General features: G+C 64.4%; 23 protein-coding genes. 14 read left to right on the top strand and 9 right to left on the bottom strand.

Annotated elements, in window-relative coordinates:
- Positions 1 to 31: 31 nt before the first annotated feature.
- From GRZ55_RS02705 to GRZ55_RS02680, 6 genes are read left to right on the top strand one after another with little or no spacing between them, the layout of a single operon-like run.
- The gene (locus GRZ55_RS02705; RefSeq protein WP_246734459.1) at positions 32 to 937 is read left to right on the top strand and encodes a xanthine dehydrogenase family protein subunit M; all 906 of its coding nucleotides are present in this window, start codon (positions 32 to 34) and stop codon (positions 935 to 937) included.
- The gene (locus tag GRZ55_RS02700; RefSeq protein WP_169285325.1) at positions 934 to 3,681 is read left to right on the top strand and encodes a molybdopterin cofactor-binding domain-containing protein; all 2,748 of its coding nucleotides are present in this window, start codon (positions 934 to 936) and stop codon (positions 3,679 to 3,681) included. The genes GRZ55_RS02705 and GRZ55_RS02700 overlap by 4 nt, the downstream gene beginning before the upstream one ends.
- The gene (locus GRZ55_RS02695) at positions 3,678 to 5,210 is read left to right on the top strand and encodes a 6-hydroxynicotinate reductase (RefSeq protein WP_169285324.1); all 1,533 of its coding nucleotides are present in this window, start codon (positions 3,678 to 3,680) and stop codon (positions 5,208 to 5,210) included. The genes GRZ55_RS02700 and GRZ55_RS02695 overlap by 4 nt, the downstream gene beginning before the upstream one ends.
- Positions 5,207 to 6,091 carry a UPF0280 family protein gene (locus tag GRZ55_RS02690; protein ID WP_169285323.1) on the top strand — a complete coding sequence of 295 codons (885 nt, stop codon included), beginning with the start codon at positions 5,207 to 5,209 and terminating at the stop codon, positions 6,089 to 6,091. Before GRZ55_RS02695 ends, GRZ55_RS02690 begins: the two co-directional genes overlap by 4 nt.
- Entirely contained in the window at positions 6,084 to 6,668 is a 585-nt protein-coding gene (locus GRZ55_RS02685) for an amino acid synthesis family protein (protein WP_169285322.1), read from the top strand. The genes GRZ55_RS02690 and GRZ55_RS02685 overlap by 8 nt, the downstream gene beginning before the upstream one ends.
- A 17-nt stretch (positions 6,669 to 6,685) precedes the next feature.
- Complete coding sequence (locus GRZ55_RS02680; RefSeq protein ID WP_169285573.1) at positions 6,686 to 7,114, top strand: MarR family winged helix-turn-helix transcriptional regulator; 429 nt, start codon at positions 6,686 to 6,688, stop codon at positions 7,112 to 7,114.
- 226 nt (positions 7,115 to 7,340) lie between these two features.
- Here GRZ55_RS02680 and GRZ55_RS02675 read toward each other — a convergent pair whose 3' ends face one another.
- Positions 7,341 to 9,089: a hydantoinase B/oxoprolinase family protein gene (locus GRZ55_RS02675; protein WP_169285321.1), complete on the bottom strand. Its 1,749-nt coding sequence runs from the start codon at positions 9,087 to 9,089 to the stop codon at positions 7,341 to 7,343.
- On the bottom strand, positions 9,086 to 11,161 hold the full coding sequence (locus tag GRZ55_RS02670) for a hydantoinase/oxoprolinase family protein (protein ID WP_169285320.1): 2,076 nt from the start codon (positions 11,159 to 11,161) through the stop codon (positions 9,086 to 9,088). The genes GRZ55_RS02675 and GRZ55_RS02670 overlap by 4 nt, the downstream gene beginning before the upstream one ends.
- Positions 11,162 to 11,324: 163 nt before the next feature.
- Between GRZ55_RS02670 and GRZ55_RS02665 the strand changes: the two genes are divergently transcribed.
- A complete protein-coding gene (locus tag GRZ55_RS02665) occupies positions 11,325 to 12,158 on the top strand; it encodes a ferredoxin--NADP reductase (protein ID WP_169285572.1) in 834 nt (277 codons plus the stop codon).
- Here the strand turns inward: GRZ55_RS02665 and GRZ55_RS02660 are convergent.
- Positions 12,155 to 13,036, bottom strand: coding sequence for a LysR family transcriptional regulator (locus GRZ55_RS02660; protein WP_169285319.1), 882 nt, complete (start codon positions 13,034 to 13,036; stop codon positions 12,155 to 12,157). The two genes, GRZ55_RS02665 and GRZ55_RS02660, sit on opposite strands and share 4 nt — an antisense overlap.
- 142 nt (positions 13,037 to 13,178) lie before the next feature.
- Between GRZ55_RS02660 and GRZ55_RS02655 the strand changes: the two genes are divergently transcribed.
- Together GRZ55_RS02655 and GRZ55_RS02650 are read left to right on the top strand one after the other, a co-directional pair.
- Positions 13,179 to 14,675, top strand: a complete 1,497-nt coding sequence (locus GRZ55_RS02655) for a CoA-acylating methylmalonate-semialdehyde dehydrogenase (RefSeq protein ID WP_169285318.1) — start codon at positions 13,179 to 13,181, stop codon at positions 14,673 to 14,675.
- A gap of 230 nt (positions 14,676 to 14,905) precedes the next feature.
- Complete coding sequence (locus GRZ55_RS02650; protein ID WP_169285317.1) at positions 14,906 to 15,295, top strand: hypothetical protein; 390 nt, start codon at positions 14,906 to 14,908, stop codon at positions 15,293 to 15,295.
- Here the strand turns inward: GRZ55_RS02650 and GRZ55_RS02645 are convergent, their stop codons facing one another.
- Entirely contained in the window at positions 15,296 to 15,988 is a 693-nt protein-coding gene (locus tag GRZ55_RS02645) for a GntR family transcriptional regulator (protein ID WP_169285316.1), read from the bottom strand.
- Between the two features lie 189 nt (positions 15,989 to 16,177).
- On the opposite strand from GRZ55_RS02645, the gene GRZ55_RS02640 reads away from it, so the two are divergent.
- The 4 genes from GRZ55_RS02640 to GRZ55_RS02625 all read left to right on the top strand — a co-directional run bounded on the left by GRZ55_RS02640 (position 16,178) and on the right by GRZ55_RS02625 (position 19,572).
- Complete coding sequence (locus GRZ55_RS02640; RefSeq protein ID WP_169285315.1) at positions 16,178 to 17,422, top strand: FAD-binding oxidoreductase; 1,245 nt, start codon at positions 16,178 to 16,180, stop codon at positions 17,420 to 17,422.
- An 11-nt stretch (positions 17,423 to 17,433) separates the two neighbouring features.
- Positions 17,434 to 18,432 carry a 4-hydroxyproline epimerase gene (locus GRZ55_RS02635; RefSeq protein WP_169285314.1) on the top strand — a complete coding sequence of 333 codons (999 nt, stop codon included), beginning with the start codon at positions 17,434 to 17,436 and terminating at the stop codon, positions 18,430 to 18,432.
- Positions 18,433 to 18,475: 43 nt separating this feature from the next.
- Complete coding sequence (locus GRZ55_RS02630) at positions 18,476 to 19,129, top strand: TetR/AcrR family transcriptional regulator (RefSeq protein ID WP_169285313.1); 654 nt, start codon at positions 18,476 to 18,478, stop codon at positions 19,127 to 19,129.
- 83 nt (positions 19,130 to 19,212) lie between these two features.
- Positions 19,213 to 19,572 carry a DUF2852 domain-containing protein gene (locus tag GRZ55_RS02625; protein WP_368856573.1) on the top strand — a complete coding sequence of 120 codons (360 nt, stop codon included), beginning with the start codon at positions 19,213 to 19,215 and terminating at the stop codon, positions 19,570 to 19,572.
- A gap of 98 nt (positions 19,573 to 19,670) precedes the next feature.
- Here GRZ55_RS02625 and GRZ55_RS02620 read toward each other — a convergent pair whose 3' ends face one another.
- Together GRZ55_RS02620 and GRZ55_RS02615 are read right to left on the bottom strand one after the other, a co-directional pair.
- On the bottom strand, positions 19,671 to 20,039 hold the full coding sequence (locus GRZ55_RS02620; RefSeq protein ID WP_169285312.1) for a hypothetical protein: 369 nt from the start codon (positions 20,037 to 20,039) through the stop codon (positions 19,671 to 19,673).
- A 55-nt stretch (positions 20,040 to 20,094) separates the two neighbouring features.
- On the bottom strand, positions 20,095 to 20,367 hold the full coding sequence (locus GRZ55_RS02615; RefSeq protein ID WP_169285311.1) for an usg protein: 273 nt from the start codon (positions 20,365 to 20,367) through the stop codon (positions 20,095 to 20,097).
- Between the two features lie 278 nt (positions 20,368 to 20,645).
- On the opposite strand from GRZ55_RS02615, the gene acs reads away from it, so the two are divergent.
- Positions 20,646 to 22,601: an acetate--CoA ligase gene (acs, locus tag GRZ55_RS02610; RefSeq protein WP_169285310.1), complete on the top strand. Its 1,956-nt coding sequence runs from the start codon at positions 20,646 to 20,648 to the stop codon at positions 22,599 to 22,601.
- Positions 22,602 to 22,830: 229 nt separating this feature from the next.
- On the opposite strand, the gene GRZ55_RS02605 is transcribed toward acs, so the two are convergent.
- The 3 genes from GRZ55_RS02605 to GRZ55_RS02595 all read right to left on the bottom strand — a co-directional run bounded on the left by GRZ55_RS02605 (position 22,831) and on the right by GRZ55_RS02595 (position 25,874).
- Complete coding sequence (locus tag GRZ55_RS02605; RefSeq protein ID WP_169285309.1) at positions 22,831 to 23,586, bottom strand: glutamine amidotransferase; 756 nt, start codon at positions 23,584 to 23,586, stop codon at positions 22,831 to 22,833.
- The gene (locus GRZ55_RS02600) at positions 23,586 to 24,074 is read right to left on the bottom strand and encodes a TerB family tellurite resistance protein (RefSeq protein WP_169285308.1); all 489 of its coding nucleotides are present in this window, start codon (positions 24,072 to 24,074) and stop codon (positions 23,586 to 23,588) included. Before GRZ55_RS02600 ends, GRZ55_RS02605 begins: the two co-directional genes overlap by 1 nt.
- A gap of 81 nt (positions 24,075 to 24,155) precedes the next feature.
- Complete coding sequence (locus tag GRZ55_RS02595; RefSeq protein WP_169285307.1) at positions 24,156 to 25,874, bottom strand: heme biosynthesis protein HemY; 1,719 nt, start codon at positions 25,872 to 25,874, stop codon at positions 24,156 to 24,158.
- Positions 25,875 to 25,940: the final 66 nt, after the last annotated feature.

Here is a 25,940-nt window from a genome sequence, read left to right as displayed (position 1 = left end):
TGGTATCATTTGCATACGAATGAATTAGTGCATGACGGTCCAAGCTTCGGAGGCTCCCCTGTCGCGCTATGTCCGCCCAGCATCGACCGAGGAGGCGCTTGATCTCCTGGCCACCGGCAACTGGCGCATTCTGGCAGGTGGTACAGATTTTTTTCCTGCTCAAGGCAATCGCCCGATCCGCGACGACATTCTCGACATCAACGGCCTCGAAGAGTTGGTCGACCTTCACCATCGAGATGACCATCTCTTTATCGGCGCGCGCGCTACATGGTCCCAGATCCTGCGCGCCGAGCTGCCGCCGGCATTCGACGCCTTGAAGCTGGCCGCGCGCGAAGTGGGATCGGTCCAGATCCAGAATCGCGGCACGATCGCTGGCAATCTCTGCAACGCATCGCCCGCCGCCGACGGTGTACCCCCGCTCCTGGCCCTTGATGCGGAAGTCGAACTGGCCTCCCTGGCTGGCCGGCGCATTCTGCCTCTCGATGCCTTCCTTCTTGGCAGCCGCCAGACGGCGCGCCAACCCGGCGAGTTGCTTACCGGGCTTCGAATCCCGACAACGAGCACCACTGGCGTTTCACATTTCCTCAAACTGGGGGCGCGCAGCTACCTCATCATCTCAATCGCCATGGTGGCCGTGCGCGTCGCTGTCGGGCAGGATGGGCGGATTGAAGAGGTCGCGGTTGCGGTCGGCGCCTGCTCGGCCGTGGCGCAGCGGCTGCGGCGGCTGGAAACCGCGCTGATCGGCCGCCGCGTGGGCGACGACGCGCTGGCAGCAGTCGCGGACTGGCCGTTCGACGAGTTGACCCCCATCGACGACGTGCGCGCGACTGCTGGCTACCGGCGCAAGGCAGCCGCCGAACTTGTGCGCCGCGCGCTGCGGCAGGCGCACGAGCAGATGGTCCGCGATCCCTCATTGGAAGGGAGAGTGGCGGCATGAACGCGGACCGTCTCTCGCTCAGTTTCGAGCTCAACGGACGCCCGGTCACGACTGAGTCCGCGCCCGCCATCCGCCTGTCGGCGCTATTGCGCGACCAGCTGGGCGCGACCGGCACCAAGGTCGGCTGCGATGCAGGCGATTGCGGCGCCTGCACGGTACTGATCGATGGCGAGGCCGCCTGCGCCTGTCTCGTTCCTGCAGCCGAAGCCGATGGAACGGCGATCCGCACCGTAGAAGGGCTTTCAAACGGAACCCTCTCGGCACTCCAGGCGTCCTTCCTGCGCCACGGAGCCGCGCAGTGCGGCATATGCACGCCAGGCTTTCTCGTCGCGGCATCGGCCTTGCTGGAAGAAAACCCGCAGCCGGATGAACAGGCCGTCAAGGATGCACTCGGAGGAGTGTTGTGTCGCTGCACGGGCTACCGCAAGATCATCGACGCGGTGATGGACGCCAATGCCGCCGTTGCTTTACCCGGCCCGGGCCACAATTCCGGCATCGTCGGCGCTTCGCCGCTGCGGCTGGACGGCGAGCCGAAGGTGCGCGGCACGGAACTGTTCGGCGCCGACGAATGCCCTGAAGCCGCCCTGGGGGTGGTGGCGATACGCTCGCCTTATTGGCATGCGCGGTTCGCCTTTGGCGACCTCGCCCATTTTCTGAAGAATACGCCGGGCTTGGTCGCGGTCTATACGGCACGCGATCTGCCTGGCGAGAACCGCTTCGGCGTCATTCCACCCTTTGCCGACCAGCCCGCGTTGGCGGTCGAGACAGCCCGATTCCGCGGCGAAGCTGTGGCCATTCTGGTAGGCGAGCCGGCAGCACTTGCCGATCTCGAACTTGGTGAATTCCCCATTTCCTGGGAGCCGCTGCCGCATGCGCTGACAATGGAAGAAGCGACGGCCGACGGCTTTCCCGCCATCCATAGCGAACGCGTCGGCAATGTGCTCACCGGCGGCACGGTGCGGCGCGGGGATGCCGAAGCCGCCCTTGCCGCTTCCGCCGCTATCGCGACGGGCAGTTTCGAGACGGCCTATGTCGAGCACGCCTATATCGAGCCAGAAGCCGGCTACGCCTTCATGGATGGCGACACGCTAGTCATCAAGGCCTGCACCCAGGCCCCCATCATGGACCGCGACGATACCGCCACGATCTTGGGCCTCCCGCCGGAGAAGGTCCGCGTCATCCCCACGGCCACGGGCGGCGGCTTCGGCTCCAAGCTCGACCTGTCGGTCCAACCGCTGATTGGCCTGGCCGCGCTGAAGACCGGACGCCCGGCGCGCATGGTCTATACCCGCGCCGAATCCATGGCCTCGACCACCAAACGCCACCCCGCAAGCATGACGGCGACCATCGGCGCCGATGCCGAGGGTCACGTGACCGGCATGGTCTTCGACGGCGACTTCAATACCGGCGCGTATGCAAGCTGGGGTCCGACGGTCGCAACCCGTGTGCCGGTCCATGCCTCCGGCCCCTACTTTACGCCCAATTACCGCGCGTCTGCCCGCGCCATCCACACCAACGGCCCCGTATCGGGCGCCTTTCGGGGTTTTGGCGTGCCGCAGGCCGCCTACATGCAGGAGACGCTCTACGACGAGCTCGCCGACCGGCTCGGCATCGACCGTCTCGAATTCCGCCTGAAGAACGCGCTCCGGAACGGTCAGCCCACCGTCTGCGGCCACGTCATGGAAGAAGGCATCGGCATTTCCGCATGCCTGGAGGAACTGCAGCCGCACTGGACCCGCGCGCTGGCCGACGCCGACCGGCACAACCGGGCGGACAGCGTCGTGCGCCGCGGCATCGGTATCGCTTCCTGCTGGTATGGTTGCGGCAACACCGGCATTCCCAATCCCTCGACCATGAAGCTCGGCATCACGGCGGACGGACGCCTGGTGCTGCATCAGGGTGCCGTCGACATCGGGCAGGGTTCCAACACCGTCATCCCGCAGATCTGCGCCGAGGCGCTGGGCATGCCGCTGGAAACGTTCGAATTCGTCGGCGGCGATACCGCGCTGACGCCCGATGCCGGCAAGACCTCCGGATCGCGCCAGACCTACATCTCGGGCAAGGCCGCCGAGAAATCCGGCCGTGCGCTGCGCGAGACGATCCTGCGCCACGCCAATGTTTCGGACGCTGCCGCGATTTCGCTGGAAGCCGGCGCATTGGTCGTCCGCGAGGGCGAGGCCGTGCGCCGCATCGCGCTTGCCGATATGCCGTCGGATGAGAACGGCTTCGTCTTTTCCGCCATGGAAAGCTACGACCCGCCGACCAGGCCGCTGGACGAAAACGGCCAGGGCCAGCCCTACGCCGTCTATGGCTGGGGCGCGCAGCTTGTCGAACTCGAGGTCGACACGGGGCTCGGCACGGTGAAGCTCCTGCGCATCACGGCCGCCCATGATGTCGGCCGCGCCATCAACCCGATGCTTGCCGAAGGCCAGATCGAGGGCGGCATCGCGCAAGGCATCGGCATGGCACTGATGGAAGAATATGTGCCCGGCCGCACCGAGAATCTGCACGACTACCTGATCCCCACCATCGGCGACGTGCCCGAAATCCGCTCTATCCTGGTCGAGGTGCCCGACCCGGAGGGCCCCTTCGGCGCCAAGGGGCTGGGCGAGCACGTGTTGATCCCGACCGGCCCGGCGATTCTCAACGCCATCCGCCACGCCACCGGCGCCACCATCACCCGCCTGCCCGCCACGCCCGACCGCGTGCTGGCCGCCATCGACAAGACGCGGCTGTCCGGATGAGCGAACTGTCGGAACGTTTCGAGCCTGCCAACGCGCCGGAAAAGACCGCTGGTGAGAAGCTCAGATGCGATGCCTGCCCGGTCATGTGCTACATCGCGGAAGGCCGCACCGGCGCCTGCGACCGCTACGGCAATTTCGGCAACCGCATCGTGCGCTGCGATCCGGTCACCATTCTCGAGCATCAGATCGACGCAGGGCAGCCGGTCGTTGAATTCGAGAAGCGCGAAGGCGTGTGGAACGGCAATCCTGTCACCGAGAAGCGCCGCTTCGTCACCGGCATTGGCGCCGGCACGACCTATCCGGATTTCAAGCCCGCTCCCTTCATCGTCAGCCAGGAAGTCGAGGGCGTCGATCTCGTCACCGTCGTCACCGAGGGCATCTTCTCCTATTGCGGCGTCAAGGTGAAGATCGACACCGACCGGCATCTGGGCCCCGAGACCGCAATGGTGACGGCCGGTGGCGAGCCGGTCGGCCACGTCACGACCGCCGAGTACGGCTCGCAGATGCTGTCGCTCGGCGGCGTGCGTCACCTCACAGGGGGCTCGAAATCGGAAGGCCGCGTCACCTGCGAGACGCTGCTGGCGCTCTGCAACAAGCAGCCCGTCGAGCTTCAGATCGAAGGCGGGTCGACCATCGTCGTCCAGGCCGGCCATGCCCCGATCATCGACGGACGGCAGGAAGAGCGCATGCGGGTCGGCTGCGGGTCGGCCGCCATCGGCATGTTTGCCACCCAGTGGAAGGATCTCGTCAACGAGGTGGTGGTGGTCGACGACCACATCACCGGCGTCGTTTCCGAGCATCAGGCAGGCAAGGTGATCGGATGGGAAGACACCGGCATCAAGATCCTCGGTCGCCGCTCTACGCCCGGCCGCTATTTCAAGGTGTCCGAACCTGGGCTCGGATGGGGCGGCACGACCATCTCCGACCCGCTGCAGATCCTCGGTCCCTGGAACCCGAACAAGGGCGCCCGCCCCGGCATGTCGCTGCTGATGGTGTCGACCACCGGGGAGCAATTCGCCTATTTCGAACTCGACGAAGACCTCAAGCCGGTTGAAAAGCCCTTCCCCGAAAGGCTGCGCAAGTCTGTCGAGCTGATCGAGGACAATTGTGAACCAGCCCTCTGCACCGTACTGTTCATGGCCGGTGCCGGCGGGTCGCTCCGCGCCGGCGTGACCGAAAACCCGGTCAATCTCACCCGCTCCGTGCAGGGGTTGCAGACCTATGTCACCTGCGGCGGCGCACCGGTCTATGTCTGGCCGGGCGGCGGCATCACGCTGATGGTCGACGTCACCAGGCTGCCCGACAATGCCTTTGGCTACGTCCCGACGCCGGCGCTCGTGGCGCCCATCGAGTTCACGCTCAGGCGCGACGATTTCGTCGCACTCGGCGGCTACGCCGATTATGTGCGCACCGTCGCGGACGTTCTGGCAACGGGCGGCGAGTATTTCAACGAAAGGCAGATCGGGCCCGCGCCGATCCGGAATGCCTGGCCGCCGCTGCAGCAGTTGGTCCGGGAACCGGCGCGATGAACGGCCCGCAAGCAGCCCTGCTCGCCGACGGCAGACGCCTGCACCTCAATCACGGACCCATCGACCTCGTTCTGGAAGCGTTCGGCGCTCCGGCGGAAATCGAAGCTGCATATGCGCAGGCATGCGGGCGCTTCGACGCCATCCTGACCGAACTGGTCGAGGAACTGCCTGCGCTGCGTCAACCCTCGACGGATTCGCCGCGCGCGTTCGCGCACATGACGGCCCGACGAATGGAGGGTGCCACTGGGCCTTTTGCCAACGAGTTCTTCGTCACCCCGATGGCCGCCGTGGCCGGCGCGGTCGCCGATGAAACCCTCGCTGCGATGATGGCCGGCCGCACGCTGGAGAAGGCCTATGTCAACAATGGCGGCGACATATCCTTTCACCTCCGGCCCGGTGCGAGCATAGCGGCCGCCATAGCTGGCACAGGGAAGGGCGCCTCGGAACGCTTGGAGATCTTCCACGATGACCCCGTACGCGGCATCGCCACCAGCGGCCGGCACGGGCGCAGCCATTCGCTGGGCATCGCCGATGCGGTCACCGTGCTGGCGCGTACGGCCGCCGGGGCGGATGTCGCGGCAACCCTCATCGCCAACGCGGTCGACCTGCCCGGCCACCCCGCCATCCACCGCCGCCCGGCCCTGGAATTGTCGCCCGATAGCGATCTGGGGAATCGGCTGGTGACGGTTTCGGTCGATCCGCTGGAGCCGGCGGAGATCGACGCGGCGCTCGAATTCGGTGCGCGCCTGGCACGAACCTGCGTCGCCCGCGGCCTGATCGAGGCCGCGATCATCTATCTTGGCGGCCGGGAACGCGTCTGCGGGCGCGACGGGTCGCTTTTGTCGCCAGCATATGCACTGAAGGAACCCATTGATGCCTGAATTTCCCATCCGCAAGATTGCCGTCCTCACCGAGGAAATCCTGCACGACAAGGGCACGCCGCCCGCCACTCCGCGCCGTCGCGGCGCTGCCATGGCAGTGGTGAAGAATCCCTTTGCCGGCAGGTTTCACGCCGACATCCTGCCCGCGATGGAAGACCTCAAGCCGCTCGGCCTGATGCTCTCGGATCGGCTGATCGATGCGCTCGGTGGCGACATTTCGGCGATCGACGGCTACGGCAAGGGCGGCATCGTGGGCACCGATGGTGAACTCGAACATGCCGCGCTCTGGCATGCGCCCGGCGGCTACGGCATGCGCGAACGGCTGGGTGATGCCAAGGCCATCGTGCCGTCTGCCAAGAAAGTCGGTGCCCTGGGCGCGCGGCTTGACGTGCCGATCGGCCACATCAACGCGGCCTATGTGCGCAGCCATTTCGACGCCATGGAGATCGGCCTGTCCGATGCGCCTTATCCCGACGAGATCCTCTTCTGCCTGGTCATGGCGTGCGGCCCGCGTATCCATGCCCGCGTTGCCGGTCTGGCGGCAGACGACGTGAAAGGCGAGGACGGACTCAGGTGAACCAAGCGAGGGGCGCAATGCCGGCCGAACCCAAGCAGACCGCATACCGGCTCGACGAGCAGGTCGGATTCGTGCTGCGCAAGGCCAGCCAGCGCCACATCGCCATCTTCGCGCGCTATATTTCCGACCTCACCCCGCCGCAATTCGCCACGCTGGCGAAACTGCACGAGGTAGGGGCCACTTCCCAGAACCAGCTCGGCGTCCTGATCGCCACCGATGCCGCCACCATCAAGGGCGTCATCGACCGGCTCAAGGCGCGCAATCTGGTGACGCTGGCCAAGGATGACGGCGACAAGCGCCGCCTGGTCGTGTCGCTGACCCCGGAAGGCCGCGATACGGTCGAAAATCTACTGCCGCTCGCCCATGCCATCACCCGCGAAACCCTGTCGCCGCTGACCGGGCGCGAGGCGGAAAAGCTGCTGAAGCTGCTGGCAAAGATGGGTTGAGCCGACACCCAATAGAGCGCCCCCTCCACCACCTTCGGTGGTCCCCCTCCCCCGCTTCGCAGGGGAGGATCAGGGCGCAGATGTCCGCGTCGGCGTAGCTTCCTTACGAGGTAAGCGGGTTGCTAGAGGCCGGCCGCGAGGGCAAATCCTCCCCTGCGAAGCGGGGGAGGGGGACCATGCGAAGCATGGTGGAGGGGGCGCATCGCAAACAGGCCGGCGATAGCTTTCAGTCCCCGGCCACCGCGCCTCGCAGCTCGGCGGTTCCAGCCGCATCGATCCGGCCATCCGCGACCGCGACGCCAAACAGATCCGCCGCCTGCTCCGGCGAGTAGTAACCCAGCCGCACATCCTGCAGCACCCGCTCCGGCGGGCGCTGCAGGGGATCGCCATAGCCGCCGCCGCCCGGTGTTTCGACTGAAACACTGTCGCCGGCGCGCATGGGGACGTCCTGCTCCTTCGACAGATGTTTCGGCACATGCGCCTCGCCATCACGCCAGACGGTCACGGTGTTGACTGCGCCATCCGCGCCGCCCAGCGCCCCCTGCGGCCCATAGCGGCCATGATCCATGACGAAGGAAGCGCGCGCGTCGCCGCGCAGCAGCTCGATCTCATAGGCAAGCCCCATCCCGCCGCGATGGCGGCCGGCCCCGCCCGAGCCTTCGCGCAGCGCGTAGTGGCGATAGAGGATGGGATAGTTCTGTTCCATGATCTCGATCGGCGGCGATTTGGAGATGCCGATGGTTGAGCAGCCATTCGACAGCCCGTCATGATCGGCATTGCCGCCATAGCCGCCGCCCGAAAGCTGGTAGAGCACGAAATCGCGCCCGCGCTCCGGGTCATGCCCGCCAAGACCGAAATTGCCGCTGGACCCGGCCGGCGCGGCCGTCACCTTGTCCGGTATCGCCTGGACGAGCGCGGCAAACACGGCCTCCGCGATGCGCTGCGAGACCTCAGCCGCACAGCCCGAGACGGGACGCGGGTAACGCGCGTCGAGAAAAGTGCCTTCCGGCCGGTGGATGGTCAGCGGCTCGAAGGCCCCGGCACTCATCGGCACGTCGGGGAAGATGTGGCGCATGGCGAGATAGACCGAGGAATAGGTGGTCGCCAGCACGCTGTTCATCGGGCCGATGCAGGGTGGGCTGGAGCCGGCGAAATCGAAGGTCAGCTCATCGCCGCTCTTTTCCACCGTCAGCGCGATGGTAAGCGGCTCATTCACCACCCCGTCGGAATCGACATAGGCCGTCGAGCGGTAGGTGCCGTCGGGGATGGTCGCGATACGGCTCCGCATCTGCTCGGCCGCGCGGCGGCGCAGTTCGGCGATGGCGTCGACAACCGTCTCGTCGCCGTAACGATCCAGCAATTCGAACAGCCGGTCCTGGCCAACCATCAGGGCGGCGGCTTGTGCCTTGATGTCGCCGATGCGCTGGTCGGCGATGCGAATGTTGGAAAAGATGATCGCCTGGATCTGCGGGTCGAGCTCGCCCTTGCGGAAGAGCTTTACCGGCGGCAGCCGTAGCCCTTCCTGCTCGACCGCTGTGGCGGAAGCCGAGAAACCGCCCGGCACCGCGCCCCCGATATCTGGCCAGTGGCCTGTGTTGGACAGCCAGCAGAAGATCGCGCCGTTCCGCCAGACGGGCATGGCGAAGCGGACATCCATCAGATGCGTGCCGCCGAGATAGGGATCGTTGACGATGTAGATGTCGCCCGGCTCCGGCGGCAGGCAGCGCCCGTCGCGGATCATCTCGATGATGGTGCGGGTGGAATAGTGCATCACGCCGACGAAGACCGGCAGCCCGCCGATGCCCTGCGCGATCAGCGAACCGTCCTGGGCCGAATAGATACCGTCGGAGCGATCATTGGCTTCCGCGATGATCGGCGAGAAGGCGGAACGCGAGAAGGCGATATCCATCTCGTCGCAGACCTGGTTCAACCCCGCCTCGATGACCGAAAGGGTGATTGCATCGAGCGTGGTCATCGGCCTGATCCGATCTGGATGATGAGGTTGCCGTCGACGTCGCCGCTCACCCGGTCGCCCGGCTCGACGACCGTGGTAGCGTCCATCTGCTCGATGATGGCCGGGCCGCTGAGATTGGCGTGAAGCGGCATGCGTTCACGGGCATAGACCGGGGTGTCGAGCCATTTGCCGGCAAACCAGACGTTGCGCCGTTCCACCAGCGCCTCGTCCAGCGTGGCCGCGCGGCCATCCGGCTCGATCAGCCGCGCCAGGTCGACCGGCGCCCGGCGCCCGATTACCGAGGTGTTGAGATTGACCAGATTGGCCCGGATCTCCTTCAGATCGACCCGGAATCGGGCGAAATAGGCCGTCTCGAACAGAGCCTGCAACTGCTCGCCCGTTACCTCGAGTGACGGCAGCGGCACGTTGATGAGATGTGTCTGGCCGACAAACTGCATGTCGGCCGAATGCACGCAATCAATCTGCTGCGGCCGGACCGCCTCCTTGTCGATCTGGGCCCGGCCTTCTTCCGCTTGTTCGGTCAGCACTGCCCTGATCGTGGCGCTTTCGACCTCTGTCACCGGACGGTTGATGGTGCGCACAAAATCGTGCCTGAGATCGGCCACCACGCAGCCAAGCGCGTTGGTGATACCGGGCCGCGCCGGGACCAGCACTTTTGGGATCGAAAGTTCGCGCGCCAGGGCCGTGGCGTGCAGCGGCCCGGCGCCGCCAAAGGCAAACAGCGCGAAATCGCGCGGATCATGGCCCTTGGCGAGCGACACCATGCGGATCGCCCCGGCCATCTTCGTGTTGGCGAGCCGCAGGACCGCGCCGGCCGCTTCCGTACCGTCCATGCCGGCCGGCCCGCCGATGCGTTCCGCGAAGACGGTACGCACATCTTCGATGCGGATCGGGTTGTCGACGGCGAGCAGTCGGTTCGGGTTCAGGCGCCCGAGCACCAGATTGGCATCGGTGATGGTCGGCTCGGTGCCGCCGCGTCCATAGGAGATCGGCCCCGGTCTTGCCCCTGCGCTTTCCGGCCCGATGCGGATCAACCCGGCATCATCGAGCCGCGCGATCGAGCCGCCGCCCGCGCCCACTGTCTGCACGTCGACCATCGGCACGTGGATCGGCATCGCATATTCGATCTCGATCTCATTCGAGACGGCAGGCCGCGCGTTGCGGATCAGCGCCACGTCGGTGGAGGTGCCGCCCATATCGTAGGTGATCACATTGGGCATGCCGGCCCGTTCGGCCGTGTAGGCGGCAGCCATCACGCCGGAGGCAGGGCCCGACATCACGGTCTTGGCGGCTTCGCGCGTAACGAAGCGGGCCGAAATCATGCCGCCATTGCCGTTCATCATCAAAAAGTCGCGGAGGTAGCCCTGCGCGTTGAGTTCGTCCGCCAACCGCCGCACGTAACGCTGCAGGATCGGCTGCACGGAGGCATTGACCGCCGCCGTCACGCCGCGCTCGAACTCGCGCGCTTCCGACAACAGCGCATGACCCATCGTTATGTGATCGTTCGGCCACATTTCGCGCGCGATCTCTGCCGCGCGCAACTCATGCGCCGGATTGGCATAGGCATGCAGGAAATGGATGACGAGCGATTCGCAGCCGGCATCGAGCAGTTGTTGGACCGCCGCGCGCATGCCCGCATCGTCGAGCGTCTCGCGCACCCGCCCCGAAGCCTCCATGCGCTCGTTGACTTCCAGCCTGAGATCGCGCGGGATGACCGGCACGAAACGCCCCGTCATCCCGTAGGGCTGGGGCCGCGTGCGGCGCCCGAGTTCGATCACGTCGCGAAACCCGCGCGTGGTGATCATGCCGGTGCGCGCGAGCCGACGTTCCAGCACGGCATTCGTCGTGGTGGTCGTGCCATGCACAATGAGGTCGATGTCCTCAACCGGGGTACCCGATTGGGCCAGTGCCGCAAGGACACCGCCGGATTGGTTGTCGGGCGTCGTGGGCGTCTTGGCGACGGTCACGCGGCCGCCCTCGCCCGTGTCGATCAGGATGAGATCGGTGAAGGTGCCCCCGACGTCGACACCGGCGACCACGTATCCGCGGTTGATCCTCTTTTTCTCGTTCAAGCGCCCCACCCGCAAGATCAACCCAACAGAAGGCAACGTTTTGGAACAGCGCTCTAGTGCCGCTCCTTGACTTGAAATTCATTTGTATACTAATAAATACCCATCGCAAGTGCGACTGCCGCGCTGTCCTTGAAACCTCCCAGAATTATGCGATATGGACACTATGCAGCACCAAGACGCGACAGCACGTGCCGACGCCCCCGAAGAGGCGCGCGAATTTCCGATCCCCCCCGGCGTCTTCGCCGAAACGGTTGTGTGGGTGAAACACTATACCGATTCACTCTTTGCTTTCCGCATCACCCGACCGCAGAGCTTTCGTTTCCGCTCCGGCGAATTCGTGATGATCGGCCTTCCGAATGCGGCCAAGCCCGTGTTCCGCGCCTATTCGATCGCCAGCCCGGCCTGGGACGACGAACTCGAATTCTACTCCATCAAGGTGCCGGATGGTCCGCTGACCCAGCATCTGCAGAAGATCCGGCCCGGCGACACGGTGCTCATGCGCCAGAAGCCGACCGGTACGCTGGTGCTCGACGCGCTGAAGCCGGGCAAGCGTCTCTACATGGTTGCCACGGGCACCGGCATCGCGCCTTTCGCGAGCCTCATCCGCGATCCCGAGACCTATGAGAAGTTCGAAGAGGTCGTCCTCACCAACACCTGTCGCGACGTTGCCGATCTCGCCTATGGCGACGAGCTCGTCGAGGCGCTGACCAATGACCCGCTGATCGGCGAGCTGGTGGCCGGCCGCCTGACCTACTACGCCACGACCACGCGGCAGGACCACCCCCGCATGGGTCGCATCACCAGCCTGATCGAAAGTGGCAAGCTGTTTTCCGATCTCGGCGTCGCCCCTTTCGATCCCGCGACCGATCGCGGCATGATCTGTGGCTCCATGGCGATGCTCAACGACGTCAAGGCGCTGATGGAAAAGGCGGGTCTCGAGGAAGGTTCCAACAGCCGCCCCGCCGACTTCGTTGTCGAACGGGCCTTTGTAGGCTAGCCGAACAGGGCGCGTTCTTTCTCGACCGCGCCCTGCACAAAGCCTGCCACCGCCTGGATATGCCGCAGCGGGCGCATGGATTCGTGATAGACCAGCCAGTAGGCGCGCCGGATCGGCGCCACCGCCTCGACCGGCACCAGGTCGTCGTGAGCCCGGGCGATGAAGGCGTGCAGGATGCCGATGCCAGCGCCTGAGCGCACCGCTTCCACCTGCCCTAATGCCGACGACACGGAAAAGCACGCCGCCCATCCGGGAAGGAACTCGTCCGCATAGTCGAGGCTGGAGGAAATCGCGAGGTCGGGCACATAGCCGACCAGCCGATGCCCGCGCAGTCCTTCCTTGCCCGTCGGCAGGCCGTGCCTCTGGGCATAGGCCCGCGAGGCATAGAGGCCGAGTGTGTAGTCGACCAGCTTGACCGCCACCAGCCGCCCCTCGGTCGGCCGCTCCACCGTAATCGCGATGTCGGCCTCGCGCCGCGACAGCGAGAAGGAACGCGGCACCGGCACGAGCTGGATCGCCAGCTGCGGATGAAGCGCGGTCAGCCCGCCGAGCCGCGAGGCCAGAAAGGCCACGCCAAAACCATCCGGCGCCCCGATACGCACCGTGCCGGATACCGCCTCGCCCTCGTCGGCTATGTCGGCGCGCGCCACGATCAGGTCCGCTTCCATGCGTTCGGCGACCTCCAGCAGCCGCTCTCCTTCAAGCGTCAGCTCCGTGCCCGTGGTCAGTCGACGGAACAGTTTCGTGCCGAGCGCCACTTCAAGCGCGGTTGTCCGGCGCGACACCGTGGCATGGTTGAGTTCCAGGCGCCGTGCCGCGCCCAGTATCTGCCCGGCCCGTGCCACGGCCAGAAATATGCGGAGATCGTCCCAGTTCATCGCTTGCCTGAGTTGCGCAGATTGAAGCTCGACATTGCCTGAGTATTGATTTTTGCACAACAGTTGCGGGCGCCTGCGCGTTGCATCCGGGGCCGCGAAGCAGGACAATAAGGACTGAACACTTTCGCGAGGGAGCGAGACCATGATCGAAGTCGGACATTTCATCGGAGGCAAGCGCGTACCAGGCCAGAGCGGCCGCAGCCAGGACATCATGCAGCCCATGGACGGTTCCGTGCGCGGCCAGGTGGCCCTCGCCTCGAAGGAGGAATTGCGCGCAGCCGTGGAGAACGCCAAGGCCGCCCAGATTGGCTGGGCCGCGACCAACCCGCAGCGCCGCGTGCGCGTGCTGATGAAGTTTCTCGATCTGGTTCATGCCGAGTATGACGAACTGGCCGAAACGCTCGCCCGGGAACATGGCAAGACGATCGCCGACGCCAAGGGCGACATTCAGCGTGGGCTGGAAGTGGTCGAGGTGTGCATCGGCGCCCCGCACCTGATGAAGGGCGAATTCACGGACGGCGCGGGCCCGGGCATCGATGTTTACTCGATGCGTCAGCCCCTCGGCGTTGTGGCCGGCATCACACCCTTCAATTTCCCGGCCATGATTCCATTGTGGAAGATTGCGCCCGCGCTCGCGGCCGGCAATGCCTTCATCCTCAAGCCGTCGGAGCGCGACCCGTCCGTGCCCATGCGTCTGGCCGAACTCTTTATCGAGGCGGGCCTGCCGGCCGGCGTCCTCAACGTCGTCAATGGCGACAAGGAGGTCGTCGACGCCATTCTGGACGACCCCGACATCCACGCCATCGGCTTTGTCGGCTCCACGCCGATCGCCCAGTACATCTATTCCCGCGCCACGGCCAACGGCAAGCGGGCCCAGTGTTTCGGCGGCGCCAAGAACCACATGATCATCATGCCGGATGCGGACATGGACCAGACGGTCGATGCGCTCATCGGCGCCGGCTACGGCTCGGCTGGCGAGCGCTGCATGGCGATCTCGGTCGCCGTGCCGGTGGGCAAGGAGACTGCTGACCGCTTGTTGGAGAAACTGATCCCGCGCGTCGAGAGCCTCAAGGTCGGGCCCTCGACCGATTCTTCCGCCGATTTCGGTCCCGTGGTCACCAAGGATGCGCTCGAGCGCATCAAGTGTTACGTCGATATCGGCGTCAAGGAAGGCGCCAAGCTCGTCGTCGACGGGCGCGACTTCAGCCTCCAGGGCTACGAGAACGGCTACTACATGGGCGGCTGCCTGTTCGACGACGTCAAGCCGGACATGCGCATCTACAAGGAAGAAATCTTCGGGCCGGTACTGTCAGTGGTCCGCGCCACAAATTATGAAGACGCGCTTTCCTTGGCCAATGATCACGAGATGGGTAATGGCGTTGCAATCTTCACCCGCGACGGCGATGCAGCTCGCGATTTCGCCAGCCGCGTCCAGGTCGGCATGGTCGGCATCAACGTGCCGATACCGGTGCCGATCGCCTATTACACCTTCGGCGGCTGGAAAGCGTCCTCCTTCGGCGATCTCAACCAGCACGGCGCCGACGCCTTCCGGTTTTACACCAAGACCAAGACCGTGACCTCGCGTTGGCCGAGCGGGGTTAAAGACGGCGCCGAATTCGTGATCCCCACCATGAACTAGCGTCAAGAACAGGCTGCGCGCTGGCTTGCGCTATCCAGACTGTGTCGAGATTGGCGGGCTTCCGAGCCCGCTTTTTTCGTCTCGAAGCTCCGGTGAAGAAACCGTGATGCAACCTTTCTGCACCTCCAGCCATTTTTCAAGCAACACCGGTCGATGAGACCGCGAGCAACCCGATGGTCGGCAGTTCTGCCATTACAGATGGCACCGATCATGGCCAAGGAGGTGCTGTCATGGCACGTACGGCAATTTTCGCAACCGCAGCGGCAGGCGCGATGATCCTGTCCGCGCTTCCCTTCGCATCTGCTACCGATGTTCAGCAGACGCAGTCTGCGCAGGACCTTCGTTCCATTGAACAGGCGATGCCGCCCGCCCTCAACGCCAATATGCTCGCCATGAACATGTGCGGTGAACGCGAACGCATCGTGGGCGAACTCGAACAGCATTTCCAGGAGAGCGCCACCGCCGTGGGCATGGTCGACGACAACGCGGTTGTCGAGGTCTTTGTCTCGCAGACCGGCACCTGGACGATCATCGCCACGGGTACCGACGGCATGAGCTGTGTGCTGTCTGCCGGAGAGGGATGGGAAAGCACGTCGTTGGTGCTCGGCGTGGACGCGTAATTACGCCACTCCAAGCCGATGCACGGCGTTCTCGGCGCGCCCACGCACATAACTCATGAGATGCCGGGCCTGACGTACAGCGCGACCGACATCCTTGTCCATCACGGCTTCAGCCAAGGCGATATGGCCCGTGAGGGCGTTGCGGATTTCTTCTTGCCCATGAAAGTGAATCCAGAAGCGTCTGGTGTGGGTTTGAAGCGGGATTGCAGCCCTGACGACATGGCAGTTGCGCGAGGCCTCCGCCATTCCCATGTCGAACAGCTTGTCGGCGGCCGCATAGCCCGGGAGATCGCCCGCGTCGCAGGCCTGAATCATCAGTTCTATCGCTGCCGATAGGGTGCGCTTGGCATCGTCTTCGATCTGGTCCGCTGCAGCGCGCGCCAGAACGAGTTCCACGTTGCGGCGGATTTCCATGATCCGCACCCAATCATCACCCTTCAGTGGTGCCACAGCCACGCCAGCCCTTGGGCGAATTTCCAGCAATCCCTCCCAGGCGAGCCGCTGGATGGCTTCGCGCACTGGTGTGCGCCCCACCCCCACCTTGTGCTGCAGTTCAGCTTCGGTTGTCTGGCTGCCGGGCGAAAGTTCTGACATGACGATCATTTGCTCCAGACGTCTGTAGGCAAATTCGGCAGACGTCTTGATTGATCCGAAACAGTCCGTCACCTTCACAATGCCCTCCAGCGCCGACATGTAGCGGGGACAATAGCTTCGTTCAAAATCGATTGTAATAGGATTTCCATGTGTTCTCTCATGCAAATCGCTGTAATTCGTTCGCCATATACATTTGGAATGAAAGTTTTTCTCAAGTCGCTCGGGGCTTTAAGAATATTGCGCGGGGCCACGCGCGCCTTTCTCCATATATGACAGGTTGCAGAAGTTATGACTGATTCGCGCGAGGTCGTCGTCATCGGAGGCGGCATTATTGGTATCGCGGTCGCGGCGGGGCTCGTCGGGGAAGGCAGAAAAGTCACCGTCATCGACCGCACGGGTATCTGCGAAGAGACGAGTTCGGGCAACGCCGCCGCGCTCGCCTTTTCAGACATCCTTCCCTTGGCGCAGAAGGGCATGATGGGACAGGTGCCGCGCTGGCTGGCCGACCCGCTCGGACCGCTGACGATCGCGCCCGCCTATCTCCCGCGGCTTGCCCCTTGGCTGTGGCGCTTCTGGCAAGCCGGTCGACAGGCCAACCATGATGCGAGCGTGACCGCTCAGGCAGCCATGATGCAACTTGCCGAAGTCGAATGGGCCTCCCTCATGCAAACAACGGGCACGAGGTCTTACCTGCGCGAGGATGGGTGCCTCGAACTCTACGAGAGTGAGCCCGAGTGGCGAGCCTCCCTTCCGGGATGGGCGGCCCGTGAGCGATTCGGCATTGAATTCCGCCATGTGCGCGGCAAGGATTTGGCGGAATTGCAGCCGGGCCTGTCGGCGGGCTTCGCCGTTGGCACCTTCGTCCCCGGCTGGAAGACGGTGGCCGATCCTCAGCGGCTCGGCAAGGCGGTCTGGGCGCATGCGGAAGCCGGCGGCGCATCCTTCCTCCGCGGCGAGGTGGCGGATCTCGGACAGGAGAACGGCAGGTCACGGCTTCGGCTCGCCGATGGCCGGGTCATCGGCGCCTCGACGCTGGTGATCGCCGCAGGCGCCTGGTCGCACCGCCTGGCGCGCAATTTTGGCGATCACATCCCGCTGGAGACCGAACGCGGCTACAACACGACCTTGCCTCCGGACGCCTTCGACGTCCGTCGCCAGCTTGTCTTCGCGCGGCACGGCTTCGTCATTACGCCTCTGGAGACGGGGCTTCGCGTCGGTGGCGCGGTCGAGTTCGCCGGGCTCGAACGCCCGCCCAACTATGCGCGATCGAGGGCGATGCTGGAGAAGGCGTCGCGTTTCCTGCCGGGGCTTAAGACACAAGGCGGGCGCGAATGGATGGGCTATCGCCCCTCGCTCCCGGACACGATTCCCGTGATCGGTCGCTCGTCCCGCGCCCCCAATGTGATCTATGCTTTCGGCCACGGCCATCTGGGCCTCACCCAGTCGGCCGCAACCGGGCGTCTGGTACGCGATCTGGTGACCGGGGTGGACCCGGCGATCGATCTTTCGCCTTACAGCCCGGATCGCTTCTGAAGGAATTGCGCATGCGCTACAGCTTCTTCTGCATAGACGGCCATACCTGCGGCAATCCGGTTCGCCTCGTTTCCGGCGGTGGCCCGCAACTCGATGGCGACACCATGATGGAGCGTCGCGCGCACTTCATGGAAACGTTCGACTGGATCCGCACCGGATTGATGTTCGAGCCGCGCGGACATGACATGATGTCCGGCACTATCCTCTATCCACCCACACGCGCGGATTGCGACGTGGGGGTCCTCTATATCGAAACCTCCGGCTGCCTGCCGATGTGCGGGCATGGCACGATCGGCACCGTCACCTTCGCCATCGAGCACGGGCTGGTGCGGCCGAAGACGCAGGGCGTTCTTAATCTCGATACGCCGGCCGGCCTGGTGCGGGCCGAATACCGGCAGGAAGGCGACTATGTGGAGGAGGTGCGACTGACAAATGTCGCCTCCTTCCTGCATGCAACCGACATAGAGGTCGACTGCCCGCCTCTGGGGCAAATCCGCGTCGATATCGCCTATGGCGGTAATTTCTACGCCATTGTGGAGCCGCAGGAGAGTTACCGCGATATGGCGGATTTTTCGGCCGGCGAACTCGTCGCGATGAGCCGAACCCTGCGCGAAAACCTCAACGTCGCGCATGATTTCATCCATCCGGGTGACCCCGGCATCTCCGGCCTGCGCCACATCATGTGGACGGGAGCGCCAAGCGAAGCAGGATCGCATGCTCGTAACGCCGTCTTCTATGGGGAGAAAGCGATCGACCGCTCGCCCTGCGGCACCGGAACCTCGGCCCGAATGGCCCAGCTTCATGCGAAGGGAAAGCTGGAGGTGGGCGAAGACTTTGTTCACGAATCCATCATCGGTTCGCAGTTCCGCGGACGCGTCGAGGCCGAGACCACCGTCGGGGCTACGCCCGCCATTGTGCCTTCGGTTGCCGGCTGGGCGCGCATGACCGGTCTCAACACCATCTTCATCGACGACCGCGACCCCTTTGCCAGGGGCTTCTCGGTCATCTGAGCAGCCCTTGCCCTCGACCGGCAACCGGTTTACCCGAAAGGGCATGGCCAGAACCGATGCCGATACCGAGGAAGATGGACCGGACGATGGCTCGGGCGGCCGTCGCCGCTATCACCACGGCAATCTGCGCGAAGCGCTCGTCGAGGCGACCTGCAAGCTCATCGAGGAAAAAGGCCCGCTCGGCTTTACCATGGTCGAGGCCGCGCGTGCCGCGAAAGTCAGCGCCGCCGCACCCTATCGCCATTTCAAGGGCCGCGAGGATCTGCTGGAGGCGGTCGCTCTGCGCGGCTTCGAATTGTTCGCAAAACGGCTCGAGGAAGCGACGCGCGATGGGGAGAAGGCACCGCTGAAGGCCTTTTCGGCAGCCGGCACCGCCTATCTGGATTTTGCGCGCCAGCATCCCGGCTACTACATGGCCATGTTCGAATCGGGTGTATCCATTGCCGGTGATCCCGATCTGAAGCTTGCGGCCGACCGGGCCATGGGCGTGCTCCGTATCGCTGCCGAGCGCCTGGGTGCTCATCTGCCGCCCGGCAAGCGCCCGCCCGCCGGCATGGTCGCCAACCACATTTGGGCGCTGAGCCACGGCGTGGTGGAACTCTTCACCCGCGGCCGCCCGCGCGCGCCCTACTCTGCCGAGGAAATGCTGGAAAGCGGCACCGCCATCTATCTGCGCGGGCTCGGCCTTATTCCCTGATTTTTTCGATTCTCTTCTTGAAAGCGCCAGCGCGCATCGCCATTATGTAAATGTGATTAACATTCACATAGGAGTACGGGAACGTGGACACTGTGACGGAGTGGCTGGCACGCGGCCGCGACTGGCTGGACGAGCGTGGAAAGGCGGCATGGGTTGTCGCCATGGTACTGGGCTTCATCTTCTTCTGGCCGGTGGGGCTCGCAATTCTCTTCTACATCATATGGAGCAAGCGCATGAGCTGCAGAGGTTGGAAGCGCGGGCGTCGCGACGCCCATGTCGGCAGGACCGGCAACACGGCATTCGACGCCTATCGCGAAGAGACGCTGAAGCGCCTCGAGGAGGAGCGTGACGCCTTTGTCAGCTTCCTCGACGAGCTTCGCTCGGCAAAGGACCGCGCGGAATTCGACCAGTTCATGGCACAGCGCCAGGGACAGGCGGGCTAGGCATCAGTTGCTTCCCGCCCACCCAAACCGCCCGCGACGCACGTCACGGGCGGTTTATTGCGTTTGACATTACCTCGCCGGGCCGATGGGGCCGCCCCTCAACCCTTTCGGATACCCGGCTTGCGGCCCCGCCTGGGCGGCGTCGGCGCGGGAGGAAGCCCCGCCACGAGAAGGACGAGCGCGCCTACTGTCGCCTCCCATATGCGTTGCAGGAAAGGTCTGGCCGGCGGTGGCGGCCCGCTGTCGGCTCTGGTGTCTACATCGGCCAGCAGCGCCTTGGCGGCCTCGTAATCGCGGCCGATCACCATGACGGGAATACCGCCCAACGCCGTCATAAGATGCGGCGCGTTGTTGGCCAGTTCGGTCGGCGCCAGAACGAAGATGCCGTGCGCTTCCAGCATGGAGACGCAAATGCGCGCCTCGACGAGGCTGTAATAGACGGTCAGCGTGACGAGCCTGTCATCCATACCGCCGTCGTAGGGGCGGCGGGCCCCCTGCGCAACAGCGGCGCGGCCGCGATGGCTAATGGACCACCAACTCGCCCGTCACGTTTCGCCATTCGGTGGCCGAGATCAGCCGCCTGTGCGTGTAGGTGACCGAATGCAGCGGTCCGTCGAGCTTTTCCTTCCAGAAATCGATGAACTTGTAGAGGGCAGGAAATCGCGGGGCGAGATCGTAATGCTGCCACACGAAGCTCTGGATAAGGTGGGGATGGTCGGGCATGTGGTAGAGGATTTCGGCCGTCGTCAGGCCGTATCCCTTCAGCATCAGTTCCATTTCACGCGGGTCATGCATGGCCTTGCCTCTTTGCCGGTTGCGCTCCTCCTAACGCAAAAATCTGCACCGAGATTGCCTTGCAGTCCATGAAAAAATCGCTAATAGTCCATTATATTCAGCAACTTAGCAGCAAGCGACCTCGATTGCTGCCAGCCCGCATGGACGTTCCGCCGCACCCAACCATTGGTCTAATGTTGTGGCCCGGTCCGGAATGGTAATAATGCGCCGGAAAATCTGGCGTTCCGCCTGCCGGGGGCGGGTTCCGCGCGCCGAAAGCAATGGTTCGAGGAGGGTTTATGTCCGAGGTTAAGGTCCACAAGGTCAAGGCGGCCTGGAAGAAGAATGCTCTGATCGATGACGATACCTACCAGAAATGGTACCGTGCCAGCGTCAAGGATCCGGAGAAATTCTGGGCGAAACACGGCAAGCGCATCGACTGGTTCAAGCCCTACACCAAGGTCAAGAACACCTCCTTCAAGGGCAAGGTCTCGATCAAGTGGTTTGAGGACGGGCTTACCAACGTCTCCTACAATTGCGTCGACCGGCATCTGAAGAAGCGCGGGGACCAGACGGCGATCATCTGGGAAGGCGACAATCCCTACGACGACAAGAAGATCACCTACAACGAGCTCTACGACCGCGTCTGCCGGCTCGCCAACGTGATGAAGAAGCACGGCGTCAAGAAGGGCGACCGCGTCACCATCTACATGCCGATGATCCCCGAGGCGGCCTATGCGATGCTCGCCTGCGCGCGCATCGGCGCGGTGCATTCCATCGTCTTCGGCGGCTTTTCGCCCGATTCACTCGCCGGCCGCATCGTCGATTGCGAATCGACCTTCGTGATCACCGCGGATGAGGGATTGCGTGGAGGAAAGCCTGTTCCTCTCAAGGAGAACACCGACAAGGCGATCGACATCGCCGCGCGCCAGCATGTCATGGTCAAGCATGTGCTGGTCGTACGTCGCACCGGCGGCAAGGTCGGCTGGGCCCATGGCCGCGACCTCTGGTATCACGACGAGATCCGCGAGGTGGATGCCAAGTGCCCGCCGGAGCCGATGAAGGCAGAGGACCCGCTCTTCATCCTCTACACCTCCGGTTCCACCGGCAAGCCGAAGGGCGTGCTGCACACCACCGGCGGCTATCTCGTCTACGCATCGATGACCCATGAATACGTCTTCGACTACCATGACGGCGACGTCTACTGGTGCACGGCGGATGTCGGCTGGGTGACGGGGCACAGCTACATCGTCTATGGCCCGCTCGCCAACGGTGCCATCACGCTGATGTTCGAAGGCGTGCCCAACTATCCCTCTCCCTCACGCTTCTGGGAGGTGATCGACAAGCACAAGGTCAACATCTTCTATACCGCCCCCACCGCCATCCGCGCGCTGATGGGCGCGGGCGATTCCCATGTCACCAAGACCTCGCGCAAGTCCCTGAAGGTGTTGGGCTCCGTCGGTGAGCCGATCAACCCGGAGGCCTGGCAATGGTATTATGACGTCGTCGGCGAGAAGCGCGTGCCCATCGTCGACACCTGGTGGCAGACGGAAACCGGTGGCATCCTCATCACCCCGTTACCCGGCGCCACCGATCTCAAGCCCGGTTCCGCCACCAGGCCTTTCTTCGGCGTCCAGCCACAGCTGGTCGACAATGACGGCAAGGTGATCGAGGGCGCGGCAGACGGCAATCTGTGCATCGTGGACTCCTGGCCCGGGCAGATGCGCACCGTCTATGGCGACCATGAGCGCTTCGTCCAGACCTATTTCTCCACCTATAAGGGCAAATACTTCACGGGTGACGGCTGCCGCCGCGACGAGGACGGCTATTACTGGATCACCGGCCGGGTGGATGACGTCATCAACGTGTCCGGCCACCGTATGGGTACCGCCGAGGTGGAATCGGCACTGGTTGCCCACGACAAGGTGTCGGAAGCCGCCGTCGTTGGCTACCCGCACGACATCAAGGGCCAGGGCATCTATTGCTACGTCACGCTGATGGATGGCGTGGAAGGCTCGGACGCGCTGCGCAAGGAGCTCGTCACCCATGTACGCAACGAGATCGGCCCGATCGCCACGCCCGACCAGATCCAGTTCGCGCCAGGCCTGCCCAAGACACGCTCGGGCAAGATCATGCGCCGGATCTTGAGAAAGATCGCCGAGGATGATTTCGGCGCGCTGGGCGACACCTCAACACTCGCCGATCCCGCCGTGGTCGACGATCTGGTCGAGAACCGTCAGAACAAGAAGAAATAGGAATTTCGCTGAGGGGACTTGCGCAACCGCGCGAAGCACCCCAATCTCTTGATTGTGTTCAACGAAACGAAAGGAGGTGATCCAATGTCGAGTGGTTTCAACCGTAGCGGGGCCCCGGCGGATCGTCCTTTCGGGAAGCAGTCTTCCTGACAGGCGCGTGAAGCGCGGCAGATAGGGCCTCTATCGCCACGGGCCGCGCCACGGACGGAAATTCACGGAAGGGCTGCTCTCAGGGGCGGCCCTTTTCCTTGTCCGCTTTTTCCATGCGCAGTGCTTCGGGCAGGAAGATCATGTCGAGGAAGTCGTGCAGCCACGCTCGCAGCCGCGCATCCCAGATCATGCGCCCGTTGAGATGCTCGCGACCTGCCTGCGCGTTGGGAAGAACGAAGCGGTGTGCGCCATGCACCACCCAGCGATGCATCATCACCCGCGTCAGCTCGGCATGGAACTGCACCCCCCAGGCCCTGTCCCCATAGCGGAAGGCCTGGTTGGGATAGATGCCGCCCGTGGCCAGCAACGTCGCACCTGCCGGCAGATCGAAACCCTCGCGGTGGAAGTGGTAGACCATGTTGGGCCAGTCCATCACGGACCTGCCCTCGGGCGTCGGCTCGATGGGGTACCAGCCGATCTCGACCTGTCCGTCGTCGCGGCCGAAGACCTTGCCGCCCAGATGATTGACCAGCATCTGCGCGCCGAGACAAATGCCGAGATAGGGTTTGCCCTCCCTCAGCGGCACGGCCAGCCAATCGGTCTCCCGCTTCACGAATTCGTCGGGATCGTTCGCGCTCATGGGCCCGCCGAAGACGACCGCGCCCGCATGATTGGCCAGAGTCTCGGGCAACGGATCGCCGAGTGGCGGCCGGCGGATGTCGAGGTGGAAGCCGCGTTCAACCAGATATTGCCCGACCCGTCCCGGGCTGGACGTCTCCTGATGGAGCACCACCAGTATCTGTGACCGCTCAGTGCGCCTTGGCACCTGAAGCATCACGAGGCGTCCGTTCGCGAAGGAGGCAAGCCACGTCCCTCCCGCACTTTTTGCCGCATCATGATTCGGTCGCGCGAATCGACGCCGACCAGTTCGGCAACCCGCCACACCACATTGTCCTCCAGCTCGTGCGCCTCGCCGTCGGCATAGACCATCTCCCAAAGCAGGCGGATGAGCTCGACCTTGGCCTCTGGCCCGAGATGGCGCAGGAGCACGCTGGTAAAGGCATAAAGGTCGACCGCCTCGCGCTCGGCGGCCTCGCCTTCCGCCAGGACACGGTCGAGTTCGCTCCCCGTCACCGAGTAGGCCTTTGAGACCACCTCGCGCAGACGGTTGCGTTCGCTGGTGTCGCGCACTCCGTCTGCATCGATCACGTGAAACATCAGGGCAGCGGCAGCCACACGCGGATCGTGTATCGTATCCGGTTCACGCTCGACCTTGCCGCCATTGGGAAGGTCCTTCAAGAAGGACAGGAATCGCTCGAACATCCGTGTAGCATATGACCACCAATGCGCCGGGGCCAAGAGGCCGCTTCGATTGGCGACAACTTATTGGGCGCAACCTGCACTCTAGAACAGTCTGAAGCGGCTCGCCTCGCGCTTCATGGGCTCATCGGGGTCGACGCCGGGATCGTCGGGGATCGGCGGCTGGCGCGGCTCCTCGGTGCCTACAGCCTCGTCGTCCGTCGGCTCCGCGTCGACCTGGCCGCCAACTTTCGCTTCAGCCACGACCGGCTTGGACGCTTCGGGAGACGGCGAAGTGGGCTCTTTTCCACCTGTAGAGACTTCGGACGGCGTTTCGACGTCACCGCCTGTTGCCTGTTCCGCGACAGGGCCGTCACCCTTCGGGTCGGGCATCCTCTGTGCGTCTTCCGCGCCGGGCGTCGTTACCGCCGCCGGAGCAGCCTCGACCTCTGCGACTGCGGGGGACATCTGACGGGCGGGCGGGATCACCGCGATCTGCGGAAGTTCGCTTTCGCCCGCTTCCACGATGCGGCCCAGCCTTTCCACCGGCGAGCGCCATTCGAAGGCATCGAGTCGCCCGGTCACGGGAGAGGCTGGGGCCCATCTTTCCGAAACGTACCCATCGGCCACCCACGCGGGATCTCGCGGTGCCCGCACGGCCCGCGCCAGCCACTCCCGGACGCGGCCCTGCTCGCCTGTCTCCGCCTCCTCGACATCGGCAAGAAGAAGAAACGTGCCTTCGCGGGGCTCCTGGCGGAGCGCGGCTTCGATCGATTTGCGCGCCTCGGTGAACTCTCCCGCCTCGAAGGCCGCCCGTGCCACGACCAGAGCGCTTTCCACATGGTTCGGCCGCAGTGCCGCCAGCTTCTTGGCGCGCGCCAGCCGGTCATGTGTCGAATCGCCGGGTCGGGCATGAACATGCGCATCGGCGATCTCGGGGTGCGGCTCCTTCTTCCAGGCTGCCTCGAGGATTTTGGTTCCCCGCTTCAGGTCGCCCAGCTGGAAGAGTGCCTGCGCCGCCGTCACGGTGGCCGGAACGAGATCGGGAGACAGGCGGTTGGCTTCCAGCGCGGCATTCTTGGCGGCCGTGGGATCGGCGTCGAGGGTCTCTCGTGCCTTTGCAGTGAGCAGAACAGCCTTGCGCCGGGCAAGCTGTTCCCGCTCGATCTGACGCGTGGCCTTCTGCCGCTCGACAAGCTGGATCGCGGCGTCCCACTCGCCTGACTCGCTCATCTGTTCCAGCGTCGCATCGGCGGCCCAGGAGAGTTGGGGCGCCTCAGCGACGGCCTGACCGGCGTAGTGCCTTGCCGCTTCGTTCTCGCCCAGACGGCGCGCCTCGAGATAGAGACCGCGCAAGCCTAGGAGCTTCAGTTCAGGATCTTTGAGCATGCCCTCGAACTTGGCGCGGGCGGCGTCGTGATCGCCCTCCAGCAACGAGGCCTGCGCGTCGAGCAGCAGGATCAGCGGCTCTTGGTCGGAACTGAGCAGCTTCAGCGCATCCTTCTTCTTGCGCCGCGCGAGTTCCGAATCGCCCGCGCCGGCCGCAATCATGCCAGTCGACAGTGCCTGATATCCCCTGTCGCGGCGCCGGGCCCGGAAATAGCGCGCCACCACGTGCGGGCTGTTCCAGATACCCTTGACCACCCACCAGGCGATCATCACGGCCGCTACCGTCGCGACCACCATGATCGCCGCCACGAGCAGCGAGACGCGATACTGATATCCTCCGAAGAGGAGGGTGAGTTCGCCCGGTCTGTCGGCCAGCCAGGAAAAGCCGATGGCAAGGGCGAAAACCAGAATCAGGAAGAAGAGCACACGCAACATTGGGTCTTGCTTTCTCCTATCGCGTCCCGCGCCGGGCTGAACTCAGCCTGGACGACGGAAGCGGGA

The sequence above is a fragment of the Chelativorans sp. ZYF759 genome (genome assembly GCF_012911015.1).
GTDB lineage: Bacteria > Pseudomonadota > Alphaproteobacteria > Rhizobiales > Rhizobiaceae > ZYF759.
This window is presented reverse-complemented; position numbering and strand designations above follow the sequence as displayed.

Bases quoted from the DNA above. Each gene is read 5' to 3' on its own strand.
- GRZ55_RS02650 (WP_169285317.1), top strand. From the start codon at position 14,906: ATGGCACGTACGGCAATTTTCGCAACCGCAGCGGCAGGCGCGATGATC.
- GRZ55_RS02600 (WP_169285308.1), bottom strand. From the start codon at position 24,074: ATGTTCGAGCGATTCCTGTCCTTCTTGAAGGACCTTCCCAATGGCGGC.
- GRZ55_RS02690 (WP_169285323.1), top strand. From the start codon at position 5,207: ATGAACGGCCCGCAAGCAGCCCTGCTCGCCGACGGCAGACGCCTGCAC.
- GRZ55_RS02660 (WP_169285319.1), bottom strand. From the start codon at position 13,036: ATGAACTGGGACGATCTCCGCATATTTCTGGCCGTGGCACGGGCCGGG.
- GRZ55_RS02700 (WP_169285325.1), top strand. From the start codon at position 934: ATGAACGCGGACCGTCTCTCGCTCAGTTTCGAGCTCAACGGACGCCCG.
- GRZ55_RS02695 (WP_169285324.1), top strand. From the start codon at position 3,678: ATGAGCGAACTGTCGGAACGTTTCGAGCCTGCCAACGCGCCGGAAAAG.
- GRZ55_RS02630 (WP_169285313.1), top strand. From the start codon at position 18,476: ATGGCCAGAACCGATGCCGATACCGAGGAAGATGGACCGGACGATGGC.
- GRZ55_RS02635 (WP_169285314.1), top strand. From the start codon at position 17,434: ATGCGCTACAGCTTCTTCTGCATAGACGGCCATACCTGCGGCAATCCG.
- GRZ55_RS02685 (WP_169285322.1), top strand. From the start codon at position 6,084: ATGCCTGAATTTCCCATCCGCAAGATTGCCGTCCTCACCGAGGAAATC.
- GRZ55_RS02595 (WP_169285307.1), bottom strand. From the start codon at position 25,874: ATGTTGCGTGTGCTCTTCTTCCTGATTCTGGTTTTCGCCCTTGCCATC.
- GRZ55_RS02655 (WP_169285318.1), top strand. From the start codon at position 13,179: ATGATCGAAGTCGGACATTTCATCGGAGGCAAGCGCGTACCAGGCCAG.
- GRZ55_RS02675 (WP_169285321.1), bottom strand. From the start codon at position 9,089: ATGACCACGCTCGATGCAATCACCCTTTCGGTCATCGAGGCGGGGTTG.
- GRZ55_RS02615 (WP_169285311.1), bottom strand. From the start codon at position 20,367: ATGCATGACCCGCGTGAAATGGAACTGATGCTGAAGGGATACGGCCTG.
- GRZ55_RS02705 (WP_246734459.1), top strand. From the start codon at position 32: ATGACGGTCCAAGCTTCGGAGGCTCCCCTGTCGCGCTATGTCCGCCCA.
- GRZ55_RS02665 (WP_169285572.1), top strand. From the start codon at position 11,325: ATGCAGCACCAAGACGCGACAGCACGTGCCGACGCCCCCGAAGAGGCG.
- GRZ55_RS02620 (WP_169285312.1), bottom strand. From the start codon at position 20,039: ATGGATGACAGGCTCGTCACGCTGACCGTCTATTACAGCCTCGTCGAG.
- GRZ55_RS02680 (WP_169285573.1), top strand. From the start codon at position 6,686: ATGCCGGCCGAACCCAAGCAGACCGCATACCGGCTCGACGAGCAGGTC.
- GRZ55_RS02640 (WP_169285315.1), top strand. From the start codon at position 16,178: ATGACTGATTCGCGCGAGGTCGTCGTCATCGGAGGCGGCATTATTGGT.
- GRZ55_RS02645 (WP_169285316.1), bottom strand. From the start codon at position 15,988: ATGTCGGCGCTGGAGGGCATTGTGAAGGTGACGGACTGTTTCGGATCA.
- GRZ55_RS02605 (WP_169285309.1), bottom strand. From the start codon at position 23,586: ATGCTTCAGGTGCCAAGGCGCACTGAGCGGTCACAGATACTGGTGGTG.
- acs (WP_169285310.1), top strand. From the start codon at position 20,646: ATGTCCGAGGTTAAGGTCCACAAGGTCAAGGCGGCCTGGAAGAAGAAT.